Origin of the sequence: Streptomyces sp. PTY087I2, assembly GCF_001687325.1 — a bacterium.
Taxonomy (GTDB): domain Bacteria; phylum Actinomycetota; class Actinomycetes; order Streptomycetales; family Streptomycetaceae; genus Streptomyces.
In genome coordinates this window covers 271,624-284,206 of record NZ_LZRD01000002.1, presented here as the reverse complement: position 1 = coordinate 284,206, position 12,583 = coordinate 271,624, and the positions used below count along the sequence as shown (strand labels likewise).

Here is a 12,583-nt window from a genome sequence, read left to right as displayed (position 1 = left end):
GCTTCCTTCAGCCGTCCTCGCTCATTCCCCGACGTACAACGGGAGTTCCGTATGTCATCCACCGACACCCATATCAGCTGTACCTCCCTCTCCTTCTCCTGGCCCGACGGCAGCGAGGTCTTCACCGGCTTCGATCTGGCCGTGGGCCCCGGCCGCACCGGGCTCATCGGGCTCAACGGCTGTGGCAAGTCGACCCTGTTGAGGCTGATCGCCGGTGAACTGCCCCCGTCCTCCGGGACGGTCAGGATCCGTGGCGAACTCGGCCATCTCCCGCAGTCCGTGGTCCTGAACACCGCGTTGCGGGCCGACGAGGTGCTGGGTGTCGCCGAGCGGCGCGCGGCGATCGGCGCCGTGGAGTCGGGCGATGTCCGGGCGGAGCACTTCGCGGTGATCGGCGACGACTGGGACATCGAGGAGAGGTCCCTCGCCACGCTGGACGGGCTCGGTCTCGGGCACATCGGGCTGGACCGCACCGTCGGGGAGATGTCCGGCGGCGAGTGCGTCCTGCTGCGGCTGGCCGCGCTGTTGCTGGACCGGCCCGGGGTGCTGCTGCTGGACGAGCCGACGAACAACCTGGACGCGTACGCCCGTCGGCGGCTGTACGACGCGGTGGACGCCTGGACGGGGGCGCTGCTCGTCGTCAGCCACGACCGGGAGCTGCTGGAGCGGGTGGACCGGATCGCGGATCTGCGCGAGGGCTCGGTCACCTGGTACGGCGGCAACCTGTCGGCGTACGAGGAGGCGCTCGCCGTCGAGCAGGAGGCGGCGCGGCGCATGGTGCGGGCCGCCGAGTCCGACGTACAGCGGCAGAAGCGTGAACTGTCCGCCGCGCACGTCACGTTGGCCCGTCGCAGGCGGTACGGGCAGAAGATGTGGGACACCAAGCGGGAGCCCAAGGTCGTGATGGGGCAGCGCAAGCGGGCGGCCCAGGTGTCCGCCGGGAAGCACCGCATCCTGCACATCGAGCGGCTGGCGGCGGCCGAAGAGCGCCTGGACGAGGCGGAGTCGGCGGTACGGGAGGACGAGGAGATCCGGATCGAGCTGCCGGACACCCGGGTCCACCCGGGCAGCGAGGTACTGCTGCTGCGCGATCCGGTGCCGCCGTACGGGCCGCCGCTGCACGGTGAGTTGATGGTGCGGGGCCCCGAGCGGATCGCGCTGACCGGGCGTAACGGCGCGGGCAAGACGGCGCTGCTGCGGACGATCGCGGGCGAGCTGAAGCCCCTCTCGGGGGAGGCGACCCCGTGGGTGGCGACGGGGTTCCTGCCGCAGCGGCTGGATGTGCTGGACGAGGAGTCGTCGGTGGCACGGAACGTGGCGCGGGCGGCCCCCGACCGTACGGAGAACGCGGTGCGGGCGCGGCTGGCGCGGTTCCTGTTCAAGGGCGCGGCGGCGGACCGTCCGGCCTCGACCCTGTCGGGCGGGGAGCGGTTCCGGGCGACGCTGGCGATGCTGCTGCTGGCCGATCCGGCGCCCCGGCTGCTGCTGCTCGACGAGCCGACGAACAGCCTCGACCTGGCGAGCGTACGGCGGTTGACCGAGGCGCTGGAGGCGTACGAGGGGGCGCTGATCGTGGCGAGCCACGACGTGCCGTTCCTGGAGTCGATCGGGATCACCCGCTGGCTCCGGCTCGACGGCGGGCTGCGGGACACGACGGCGGAGGCGGTACGGGAGGGGCGGTGAGGCGGCACCCGTGTGGCGGGGTCGCCTACGCCGCTCCCCGGTCTTGTACGAATGTCGCCCGCGGATCTCCCGAGAAAGCCCGCGGATCTCCCGGAAAAAGCAGACAGAAGTTGTCCGGTATCCCGCCTAGCGTCGCGCTCATGGATCGCTTCCCCGACCGCGACGCGCAGCCGTACACCCCCGGCTCCGCCCACCGCGACATCGTCATCACCGGCGCGCGCGAGAACAATCTGCGCGATGTCTCCCTCAAGATCCCCAAGGGCCGCATCACCGTCTTCACCGGTGTTTCCGGTTCGGGCAAGTCGTCGGTCGTCTTCGACACGATCGCCGTGGAGTCGCAGCGGCAGCTGAACGAGACGTTCACCTCGTTCCTGCGCAACCGGCTGCCGAAGTACGAGCGGCCGCACGTCGAGTCCGTCGAGGATCTGTCGGTGGCCGTCGTGATCGACCAGAAGCCGCTGGGCGGCAACGTCCGCTCCACTGTCGGGACGGCGACCGACATCTGGTCGGTGCTGCGCGTCCTGTTCTCCCGGTGCGGGATGCCGAGCGCGGGCGGGGCGACCGCGTACTCGTTCAACGATCCCGCCGGGATGTGCCCGGAGTGCGACGGGGTGGGGCGCGCGGTCCACCTGGATCTCGACCGGGCGATCGACTGGTCGAAGTCGCTGAACGAGGGGGCGCTGCTGCTGCCCGGTCTGTCGGTGGGCAGTTGGGAGTGGAATCTGTACGGCGGATCGGGGCGGTTCGACAACGACCTGCCGCTGGCCGATTTCGGCGAGGAGGATCGCCGACTCCTGTTGCACGGTTCGGGGTTCACCGTCCGCCTCGACCTGCGGACCGGGTCGGCGGACATGAAGTTCGAGGGGGTCGTGACCCGCTTCGAGCGTCTGTATCTCAAGCGCGACACCTCCTCCCTCTCCGAGAAGCGGCGCGAGGCGGCCGCCCGGTTCACCGTGGAGCGGGTCTGCGGATCCTGCGGCGGGGCGCGGCTCAACGCGGCGGCGCTCGCCACCCGGATCGACGGGCTCTCGCCGGCCGACTACGGGCGGATGGAGGTCGCCGATCTGGTCGGCGTACTGGCGCGGATCGACGATCCGGTGGGCGGGCCCGTCGCGGCGGCGGCCCGGGAGCGGCTGGAGCGGCTCGTGGGGATCGGGCTCGGCTATCTCAGTCTGGACCGGGAGACGTCCACCCTGTCGGGCGGCGAGGGGCAGCGGCTCAAGATGGTTCGGCACCTGGGGAGTTCGCTGACCGGGCTGACCTTCGTCTTCGACGAGCCGAGCGTGGGGCTGCACCCCCGGGACGTCGGGCGGCTCGGCGATCTGCTGGTGCGGCTGCGCGACAAGGGCAACACGGTGCTGGCCGTCGAGCACGACCCGGATGTGATGGCGGTGGCGGACCACATCGTCGACATGGGGCCGCGAGCGGGTTCGGAGGGCGGGCACATCGTCTTCGAGGGGCCGTTCGACCGACTGCGCGCTTCGGACACGCTGACCGGCCGGTCGCTGCGCCGACGCACCCCGCTCAAGAGCGAGTTCCGCTCCCCCACCGGCCAACTCCCGGTGCGGGGAGCCGATCTGCACAACCTCAAGGGGCTGGACGTGTCGTTCCCGGCCGGGGTGCTGACCGTGGTGACCGGGGTCGCGGGTTCGGGCAAGTCGACTTTGGTCTCACGGGTGTTCACGGCCGCCCACCCCGAAGCCGTGGTCATCGACCAGAGCCCGATCACCGCCTCGTCCCGCTCGACCCCGGCCTCGTACATCGGCGCACTGGACACCATCCGCAAGGTCTTCGCCCGCGAGAACGGCGTCGACGCCGGGCTGTTCAGCTTCAACTCGGCCGGGGCCTGCCCGGGTTGCTCCGGGCGCGGGGAGATCTCCACCGACCTGGCGTTCATGGACCCGGTCACCACGACCTGCCCGGAGTGCGAGGGCCGCCGGTTCCACGACGACGTGCTGAAGCACCGGGTCGGCGGCCGGTCCATCGTCGATGTGCTGGAGATGACGGCGGCGCAAGCGGTCGGGCTCTTCGAGGACCGGGCGCTGCTGCGGAAACTGCGGACGCTCGACGAGGTCGGCCTGACCTACCTCACGCTCGGGCAGCCACTCAGCACGCTCTCGGGCGGCGAGCGCCAGCGGATCAAGCTCGCCACCCAGCTGCACCGCACCGCCAGTGTGTACGTCCTGGACGAGCCGACGACCGGGCTGCACCTGGCCGACACGGGGGCGCTGGTGGATCTGCTGGACCGGCTGGTGGACGCGGGGAACACCGTGGTGTGCGTGGAACACAACCTGGAGGTGGTGAAGCGGGCGGACTGGGTGATCGACCTCGGTCCGGACGGCGGGAAGAAGGGCGGCGAGCTGGTCTTCGAGGGCACACCGAGGGGGCTGCTGGCGGACCGCACCTCGGTTACCGCCGAGTATCTGCGGCGGGATCCGGGCCTGGCAGAGCCGCCCGGCGACCTCCCAGGGCCCCGGGAGGCCCGCCACGAGCTGCACCGATAACGGTACGTGATCGACCGCCCCCGGGGCCGGGCTTGGCTTTGCCCTTACGGTCGCCTTAACCTACGGTCTCGTAACCTACGAAGCCGTAGGTAATTCTCCCGTCCCCAGGAGCTCCCCGTGACGATCACCTCTCCCCACCTCGGCAGTTCGAAGGCGTGGACCGACGCCCAACTGCTGTACGCGCTGGAAGAGGTGGTGGAGAAGGAACTGAACCGCCATCTCAAGGTCGCCAAGGACTGGATGCCCCACGAGTACGTGCCGTTCTCCGACGGCCGGAATTTCCCCGGCATCTTCGAGGACGGCGAGGCCTGGGCCGCGGACCAGTCCAAGGTCACCGACATCGGCAAGATCGCTCTCGTGGTGAACCTCCTCACCGAGGACAACCTCCCCAGCTACCACCACGAGATCGCCTCCCTCTTCGGCCGCGACGGCGCGTGGGGCACCTGGGTGCACCGCTGGACCGCCGAGGAGGGCCGCCACGGCATCGTGATGCGCGACTATCTGCTGACCTCGCGCGCCGTGGACCCGGACAAGCTGGAGCAGTTCCGCATGGCGCACATGGCGGAGGGCTTCGAGTCGGACAACCGGCACTCGATGCTGCACTCCGTGGCGTACGTCGCCTTCCAGGAGCTGGCTACCCGCGTCTCGCACCGCAACACCGGCCACCAGTCCGGCGACCCGGTCTGCGACCGGATGCTGGCCCGGATCGCGACCGACGAGAACCTCCACATGGTCTTCTACCGCAACCTTCTGGGCGCCGCCTTCGAGCTGGCCCCGGACCTGACCATGCAGGCCGTGCGGGACGTCGTCGTCAACTTCCGGATGCCCGGACACGGCATGCCCGGCTTCGAACGGGCCGCCGCGCAGATGGCGATCGGCGAGATCTACAACATGCGCATCCACCACGACGACGTGATCCAGCCCGTGCTGCGCTTCCTGAAGGTCATGAGCATCGACGGGCTCGGCCCGGAAGGCGCGAAGGCGCAGGAGGAGCTCGGTCTGTACATGGGCGGGCTGGACACGGAAGCGGCGAAGTTCGACGAGAAGCTCGCCGCCCGCAAGGCCCGGATGGCGGCGCGCGGCCGCGCCTGATCCCGCCCCCTCCCTCGTCTCTCCCCCGTCCCAGGCGCTCCGCTCAGCGCCCGGGACGGGGGAGCTTCACTCCTCGGCGGTGGCCTCGGCGTACGCCACATCGCGTACGTCGTCCGAGGGGTGCTGGCGGAGCATCCGCAGCTGGGTGCGCCACGCCCCGGTCCACCCGGTCCGCAGACCGCACGCCACGGTCAGTTCGGCGGCGAGCAGCCCCTCGGCCGGGTCCCCCGTCGCCGCCAGCCGTGCGACGACGAGCAGCAGCGTGTCCGGGTCGCCGGTCTCCGCACCCCGGTATCCGGCCACCCGCCGGCCGACGGTCTGCGCGGTCCTGGCGGCGAGCGCCGGGCGGCCGGTGTGCAGGGCGGCGAGCGCGACCAGCTCCGCGTGCAGCGGATCCGGGTCCGCCGCCAGGTCCAGGGAGCGCGCGAGCAGGGCGACGGCGTCCGGCACGAGGTCGCGGTGGGTGGCCAGGGTCCGGCCTGCCTCGGCGAGCACGCCCGCGCTCTGCCGGTTGTTCGGCCCGGACCGCAGCGACAGCGTCCTGGCCAGATGGCCGATCCGCCGGCGGGCGGGCCGGTCCCGCTCCGCCCCCGCGTCGTCCGCCGTCTCGCCCGTGGCCAGCAGGGACAGGGCGCGGATCAGGGCCCGGGTCGTGTCCGGGACGGTCAGGGCGGCGTCCACGAGCGCGTCGGCGGCCGAGCGCCACCTACCGCGCCGGTCCAGGTCGGTGACCGCCTCGACCAGGACCGCCGCCGCGTGCGGCGCCCAGGGCAGCCAGGGGACGAGCGCGGTGTGGGCGAGGGCGGCCAGGGTGTCGTCGCCGGTGCGGCACAGGTCCTGGACCAGCCGGGCGTAGCGCGGTCGCAGGTCCGGGGCCAGCTCCGTCGGACGGGCCCGCAACACCGCGACCCGCAACGCGCGTTCGCCGCCCGCCGCGTCCTCGGCCACCTCCCACATGCGTACGTCGCCGAGGAGCGGCGTCCCCGCGGCGACACAGGCGGCCCGTACGTCGACGTGCTGATCCGGCTGCCCGTACGCGTCGGCGAGGAGGGCTGCCGCCTCCGCGCGGGGCAGCAGCTCGGCGGCGAGACGGACCACCTCCTTGCGGCTGGTGACCTTGCCGGTGCCGGGGGCCGTACGGGCGGCCAGCAGCGGGGCCAGCCGGGAGGGCCGGGTGTGCGCGGCGGCCCGGCCCGCCGCGTACATCGCGACGCGCGCCCGGTCGTCGCCGGCGTGGGCGAGCAGGTCGGACAGGGCGTCGGCGGGCCGGTCGGTGCGGTTGAGGGCGGCGAGCGCGGCCTCGGCGATCACCACGTCCTCGTCGTCGGTCCAGGGCCGTACGGCGTCGGCGCCCCGCCCGGGTATGCGGGCGAGGCGGTCCAGGGCGGCGGTGCGCAGGTACAGCGGCAGCTTCTCGTCCGCCACCGTGCGCTCCACCGCGCGCTGGGCCGCACGCTGCTGGCGGGGCGTCCACCGCTCAGCCCCGGCGACCTCGACCGTCCAGGACGCACCGGGTGCCAGGAACCGGCCCCGGGGCGGCGTCCCGTCGAGGCAGCCCTCCAGCAGGTCCGTCCGCCGGTGCGTCACGACGCGCCGGACCTCCGGGAGCGCGACGGCCGACGGATGCCGGGCGAGCAGCCGCTCGACCCGCTCGTCGCGGCCGGCCGGGGCCCGGAGCCAGAGACCGGCGGCGCTGCGGGCGGCCGAGGGCTCGCCGTAGTTCACGGCCTGCCACAGCAGCTCCTGGAGTCCTGGCAGCGCGTCGGCGCGACGGCCCAGGGCGCGGGCGAGCGCCAGGACGAGTCCGTAGTCGGAGCGTTCCGCGCCCGCTTCCAGCCAGGGCCGCAGCGCCTCGAACACCGTGTGCTCCTGGCCCCTGCGCAGGGTCCGGTCCAGGCGGCCGAAGTCGGCGCTGCCGCTGCTGCCGGTGATACGGACCAGGGTGCGCAGCGCCCAGTTGAGCAGGTCGCGCTGTCCGGTCACCGCGTGCTCGCGCAGCACGCCGACGGCCAGGCGGCCGAGGGCGGACCGGGTGGCCGAGGACGAGTCGCGGGCCTCCACGGCGTCGGCGGCGACGCGGTCGAGCAGGGGTTCCACCGCGTCGGTGAAGAGGGCGGGTTTCATCCCGGCCAGGGCGGTGAGGGCGGCGGAGCGGACCGGGTCCTGCTCGTTGCGCAGGCGCAGCAGCTCCTCCAGCACGGCGGCGACGACCGCCGGGTCTCCGGAGCGTCCGGCGCTGCCGACGAGCAGCGACCAGGCCGTGGCCCGGTCGTCGGCGACGGGCCCTCGGGTGGCGGCCAGCAGCGGTGCGCGCCCCTCGTCGAAGGGGAGGTAGGACGTGGCGAGGAGGACGGCCGCGGCGGCCCCTCGCTCACGCGCCCGCTCCGCCAGCCGCCGGGCGACGGCGGCGACCCGGTTGCGGGGCAGCGCGTCCAGCAGCCCGGTGTCGACGGTGGTCCCGGACGCTCCCTCGCCCCGGCCCTCGGTGACCGCCTCCTGGAGTGCGGCGCGGCGGGCGGGCGGCAGGGCGCGCAGGAGCCGGGGCAGCGCGTCCGGCGTGCCGCGGCCCAGTTCGACGAGGAGCGCATCCGGCAGGGCGCGGGCGAGGCGGCGCAGCTGGGTGCCGCTCAGCGCCCGGTGCAGCCGCGTACAGGTGTCCGGCCTGATGGCGAGGCGGGCGACCCGGGCCGGGTCGGCGGCGACGAGACGCCCGAGGGGGCCGTGCAGAGCGGCCGGGAGGCGGGTGGGGCCGAACCGTTCGAGGAGGTCGAGCACCCGGTGCGGGAGCGCCGGGACGGCGGCGGCGATGCCCCGGACGTGCCCGTCGTCCCGCCACCAGGCGTCCCGCGCGGCAGCGGGGAGACCGGTCAACTCCTCCTCGGCGGAGTCCAGGAGCGGTCCGGGGCGGTGGTGGCCGAGCGAGGACCAGCAGTCCGTCGAGCGGCGCAGCTCCGGCAGCAGGGCGGCGACCGTGGTGGCCGAGCAGCCGAGCAGCCGGGCAGCAGGCGGGCCGCCTCGATGTCGCCGTACGTGTCGCGTGCCGCGACGACCAGCCGGTCGGCGAGCGCGGTACGGCGGTCGGCGACGATCGCCCGGACGAGGTGGCGGCGCACGGCGGCGGGCGCGTCGGCGAAGGCGCTCTCGTACGCCGTGTCCGGCACCCCGAGGGCCCGCCCCGCACGCAGGGCGTGCCCGCGCACGACGGTGTCCTCGTCGGCGAGACGTGCGCCGGTCCACTCGGCGTCGCGGGCGACCGCGGCGGCGATGACCGCGATCCGGCGCTCGTACGGGTCGCCGTCCCCCAGTTCGTCGAGGACGCCGCGCAACGCCCCCTGGGCGGCCAGTCTGCGTGCCCGCACGGCCAGTTCGCCCATGCGCTCCGTGTACGGCAGCGGTTCGAGCGCGTCGAGGAGGGCGGCGGCGAGGGCGAGCGGCGAGGCGTCGGTCATGGCCCGATTGTGCCGGGCACGGGCCGGACGCCCCAGGGGTTTACGGGGCGTGCGTGCGGCCCGGGGCATCTCGGCAACGCGGCGAGCGTACGTGCCGGGCGGCGGGCGGCAGGCGGCAGTTCGGCGACAGACCGCAGGGCGGTCAGCCCCGGTCGCGGCCTTCTCTGCGCAGCCGCTCGCGCTCCTTCTCCGAGAGCCCGCCCCAGACGCCGAACCGCTCGTCGTTGGCGAGTGCGTACTCCAGGCAGGCCAGCCGCCCTTCGCAGGCGTTGCAGAGCTGCTTGGCCTCGCGGGTCGAACTGCCCGGGGCCGGGAAGAAGAACTCGGGCCCGGCCTGCGCGCACAACGCGGTCTCCTGCCAGGCGAGTGCGTCGTCGTCGGTCACGGTGTTGATCAGCATGGAGCACACGCTGCCCGGTGGCGATAAACAACCGATCAACGATTCATCAATCGAGCGAGGACGCCCCGCCGCCCCCGCCGACCTCCTCGCCGCGACTGCCCCCGCGCTACTGCCTCGGCTCGGGCTTCATCACCGCGAAGACCGCCCCGTACGGATCGGCGACATTGGCCATCTTGCCGACGCCGGGCACCTCCATGGCGGCCAGCGTCTCCCTGCCGCCGAGCCGCTTCGCCTCGGCCACGATGGCGTCGACGTCGGCCACGTCGAAATACGGCAGCCAGTGGGGGCCGCGGGCGGCCTCGGACGGTACGTCGCCCATCCTGACCAGACCGCCGAAGGACGCGTCGGGCCCCGCACCGGCCGGGTGGACCGTGGTGTAGGTGTAGTCGGAGCCCTCCACCTTCATCTCGTCGGTCCCCCAGCCGAAGACGGTCCCGAAGAACGCGGCCGCCGCCGGGACGTCGGGGGTGTAGAGCTCGGCCCAGAGGAACGCGTTCGGCTCCTGGATCACGCCGAAGCCGGGGTGCTCCTTCGGCTGCCACACCGCGAAGTACGCGCCGGCCGGGTCCGTGAAGCCGCCCATGCGGCCGTAGTCGAGGACGTCCATCACTTCGAACGCGGCGCTGCCGCCCGCCTCGGTGACCGCCCGGGCGGTGGCGTCGACGTCGGGCGACTGGAAGGACACCGACCAGGCGCTCGGCGCTTCCTCCTCGGGCACCGTCATCACCCCGCCGACATACCGTCCGTCCAGGGTGAGCATCCCGTAGCCCCCCACCTCGGGGCCGCCGGGGATCAGGTCCCAGCCGAACAGCCCCCGGTAGAAGGCGGTGGCCCCGTCGAGATCAGGGGTGCCGAGATCGACCCAGTTGGGTGCTCCGTCGAGGAAGGTGGGGCTGATCATGGCGTGCTCCTCAGTCGATCCGGGGATCCTGCTCGTCGTGTGCTGCCGGGTGGTTCCTTCCGTTCCGAGTCTTGCACCGGGCACTGACATCCGCAGTCCGTGCGGGGCCGACCGGGGCGTGGCCGGCCGACGGTGACCGCGTCCGCCGTGCGGCCCAGGGTAGGCAGCGCGGGGCTGCCGGGGCGAAGCGTTGGACCGGCGCGTCGTGCGGCGGTCGGGGCGGACCGGGCCGGGGCTGTCGGTGGGGCGTGGCACGATGGCGGGAAGGCTGGCGGAGCGGGGCCCGGGGCGGGTGCGACACCCCTCGGGAACAGAAGGACGTACATGAACCAGAGCGGGGCGGCGGGCGGCTCGGCCGGCGGAACACTCGCGCGCGGGGCCGCCGGGGGCCCGGTGCCGACCGGTGGCGCGGCCCGTGAGCTGCTGGCGCGGGCGGAGCGGCTGCTGGAGAGCGCCCGTGCCGTGCCGGCGGACCGGGCGAACGCCGTGGCCGCCGTACGTTCCGTGCTCGATCCGCTCCTCGACTCCCTGGTGGGGCAGGAGTTGGCGCACATCCCCGTCTCCCGGCTCAAGGACGTCACGGAGGGGCGGCTGCGGCTCGGGGCGCTGGAGCAGGCCGGGCTCGCCACGGTCGGGCAGGTCCACGGCACGGACCGCTACGAGCTGCGGCAGATTCCCGGGGTCGGGGCGCACACCGCCGACCAGGCGCTGGCCGCCGCCGGGCAGATCGCCCACGCGGTGCGCGACACCGTCTCGGTGCGGATCGACGTGGACGCCCCGGACGATTCGAGCACCGCGCTGGTGATCGCCCTGCACCGGCTGGTCGTGGCCGGTGCGGACGCGCGGCGCGCGGTGGACGCGGCCCGGCGGCTGGCCGAACTGCTGGGCCCCCGGGTGGAGACGGCCGCGCCGGGCGGGAGCCGGCTGCGGATGCTGTTCGCCGGGCGGCGGTCCCGGGCGCGGGTACGGGAGGCGCTGGACGCGGTGCGGTCGGCGGTGGCGGACGCGGTGGAGCGGGAGCTGCCGGTGCTCTTCGCGCAGGCGTCGGCCGACCTGCTGCGCTCCCCGGCGTCGCCCGCCGAGGCCTGGGTGGACTTCGAGCTGCGGTCCGCCGAGTACTACAGCCTGCTCGCCGAGCTGTCGGGCAGCGGTCCGGACCGGGACGCCGCCGAGGGGTTCCTGCCCGCCGGGATCGCGGACCGGGTGCGGGCGCTGCGGCTCGACGACACGCGGCTGCGGGTGTCCCTGCGCGGCTACCAGGCGTTCGGGGCGCGGTTCGCGCTGGCGCAGAAGCGGGTGATCATCGGGGACGAGATGGGCCTCGGCAAGACCGTCCAGGCCATCGCGGCCCTCGCCCATCTCGCCGCCCGGGGCGAGACCCACTTCCTCGTGGTGTGCCCGGCGAGTGTGCTGATCAACTGGACCCGGGAGCTCCGGGCCCGCTCCACCCTGCGCGCCGTTCCGGTGCACGGGGCGGAGCGCGTCGAGGCCTTCGCGGACTGGCGTGAGACGGGCGGGGTGGCGGTGACCACCTTCGACGCGCTGCATCTGCTGCCCGAGGGAGCGGCGGCCGAGGTGCGGCCCGGGATGCTGGTGGTTGACGAGGCCCACTTCGTGAAGAATCCCGAGGCCCGCCGGTCCCGGGCGGTCGCCGGGTGGGCGGAGCAGGTGGAGCGGGTGCTGTTCCTGACCGGCACCCCGATGGAGAACCGGGTGGAGGAGTTCCGCAGTCTGGTACGCCAACTGCGCCCCGAACTCGCGCCGTCGGTCAGCTCCACGCACGGCGCGGCCGGTTCGCGGGCCTTCCGCCGGGCCGTCGCCCCCGCCTATCTGCGCCGCAACCAGGTGGACGTGCTGGCCGAACTCCCGGCGCTGGTGCAGGTGGACGAGTGGGAGGAGTTTGGAGCCGAGGACCGGGAGGCCTACCGCGAGGCGGTCGCCTCCGGGCGGTTCATGCGGATGCGCCGGGCCGCCTACGCCGTGCCCGCGACCTCCGCCAAGCTGGAGCGGCTGCGCGAACTCGTCGACGAGGCCCGGGACAACGGGCTGAAGGTGGTCGTCTTCTCCTACTTCCGCGATGTCCTCGCGGCGGTCGGCGAGGCCCTGGGGCCGGAGGTCTTCGGGCCGCTCTCCGGGAGCGTCCCGCCGGCCCGGCGGCAGGAGCTGGTGGACGCCTTCTCCGGGGTGGAGGGACACGCGGTGCTGCTGAGCCAGATCCAGGCGGGCGGGACCGGGCTGAACATGCAGGCCGCCTCCGTGGTCATCCTGTGCGAGCCGCAGATCAAGCCGACGCTGGAACACCAGGCAGTCGCCCGCGCGCACCGGATGGGGCAGGTGCGCACGGTCCAGGTGCACCGGCTGCTGGCCACGGACAGCGTCGACCAGCGCCTGGTGGAGCTGCTGGCCCGCAAGGACCGGCTCTTCGACGCGTACGCCCGGCGCAGCGATCTCGCGGAGACCACCCCGGACGCGGTGGACGTCTCCGACGCCGAGCTGGCCCGGCGCATCGTCGAGGAGGAGCAGCAGCGGCTGGCCCGCCCGTCGGAGTGACGGG

General features: G+C 73.8%; 8 protein-coding genes. 4 read left to right on the top strand and 4 right to left on the bottom strand.

The features are described from left to right. The first annotated feature begins 51 nt into the window (after positions 1-51). The 3 genes from A3Q37_RS03075 to A3Q37_RS03065 all read left to right on the top strand — a co-directional run bounded on the left by A3Q37_RS03075 (position 52) and on the right by A3Q37_RS03065 (position 5,279). Entirely contained in the window at positions 52-1,683 is a 1,632-nt protein-coding gene (locus A3Q37_RS03075) for an ABC-F family ATP-binding cassette domain-containing protein (RefSeq protein WP_065477160.1), read from the top strand. A gap of 140 nt (positions 1,684-1,823) precedes the next feature. Beyond that, positions 1,824-4,187: an excinuclease ABC subunit UvrA gene (locus A3Q37_RS03070; protein WP_065477158.1), complete on the top strand. Its 2,364-nt coding sequence runs from the start codon at positions 1,824-1,826 to the stop codon at positions 4,185-4,187. A 117-nt stretch (positions 4,188-4,304) separates the two neighbouring features. Continuing rightward, positions 4,305-5,279 (top strand): acyl-ACP desaturase, encoded by a 975-nt coding sequence (locus A3Q37_RS03065; protein ID WP_065477156.1) that lies wholly within the window; start codon positions 4,305-4,307, stop codon positions 5,277-5,279. 66 nt (positions 5,280-5,345) lie between these two features. On the opposite strand, the gene A3Q37_RS38195 is transcribed toward A3Q37_RS03065, so the two are convergent. The 4 genes from A3Q37_RS38195 to A3Q37_RS03050 all read right to left on the bottom strand — a co-directional run bounded on the left by A3Q37_RS38195 (position 5,346) and on the right by A3Q37_RS03050 (position 10,029). Beyond that, positions 5,346-8,150, bottom strand: a complete 2,805-nt coding sequence (locus tag A3Q37_RS38195) for a hypothetical protein (RefSeq protein WP_304364736.1) — start codon at positions 8,148-8,150, stop codon at positions 5,346-5,348. Next, entirely contained in the window at positions 8,147-8,728 is a 582-nt protein-coding gene (locus tag A3Q37_RS37585) for a hypothetical protein (RefSeq protein ID WP_255311718.1), read from the bottom strand. Before A3Q37_RS37585 ends, A3Q37_RS38195 begins: the two co-directional genes overlap by 4 nt. Before the next feature lie 142 nt (positions 8,729-8,870). Beyond that, positions 8,871-9,128, bottom strand: coding sequence for a WhiB family transcriptional regulator (locus tag A3Q37_RS03055; RefSeq protein ID WP_065477347.1), 258 nt, complete (start codon positions 9,126-9,128; stop codon positions 8,871-8,873). A gap of 106 nt (positions 9,129-9,234) precedes the next feature. Then, positions 9,235-10,029, bottom strand: coding sequence for a VOC family protein (locus A3Q37_RS03050; protein WP_065477154.1), 795 nt, complete (start codon positions 10,027-10,029; stop codon positions 9,235-9,237). Between the two features lie 324 nt (positions 10,030-10,353). On the opposite strand from A3Q37_RS03050, the gene A3Q37_RS03045 reads away from it, so the two are divergent. Next, the gene (locus A3Q37_RS03045; RefSeq protein ID WP_065477152.1) at positions 10,354-12,579 is read left to right on the top strand and encodes a DEAD/DEAH box helicase; all 2,226 of its coding nucleotides are present in this window, start codon (positions 10,354-10,356) and stop codon (positions 12,577-12,579) included. Positions 12,580-12,583: the final 4 nt, after the last annotated feature.

Excerpts from the sequence above, each read along its gene's own strand:
- A3Q37_RS03075 (WP_065477160.1), top strand. The coding sequence starts at position 52 with ATGTCATCCACCGACACCCATATCAGCTGTACCTCCCTCTCCTTCTCC.
- A3Q37_RS03045 (WP_065477152.1), top strand. The coding sequence starts at position 10,354 with ATGAACCAGAGCGGGGCGGCGGGCGGCTCGGCCGGCGGAACACTCGCG.
- A3Q37_RS03055 (WP_065477347.1), bottom strand. The coding sequence starts at position 9,128 with ATGCTGATCAACACCGTGACCGACGACGACGCACTCGCCTGGCAGGAG.
- A3Q37_RS03050 (WP_065477154.1), bottom strand. The coding sequence starts at position 10,029 with ATGATCAGCCCCACCTTCCTCGACGGAGCACCCAACTGGGTCGATCTC.
- A3Q37_RS37585 (WP_255311718.1), bottom strand. The coding sequence starts at position 8,728 with ATGACCGACGCCTCGCCGCTCGCCCTCGCCGCCGCCCTCCTCGACGCG.
- A3Q37_RS03070 (WP_065477158.1), top strand. The coding sequence starts at position 1,824 with ATGGATCGCTTCCCCGACCGCGACGCGCAGCCGTACACCCCCGGCTCC.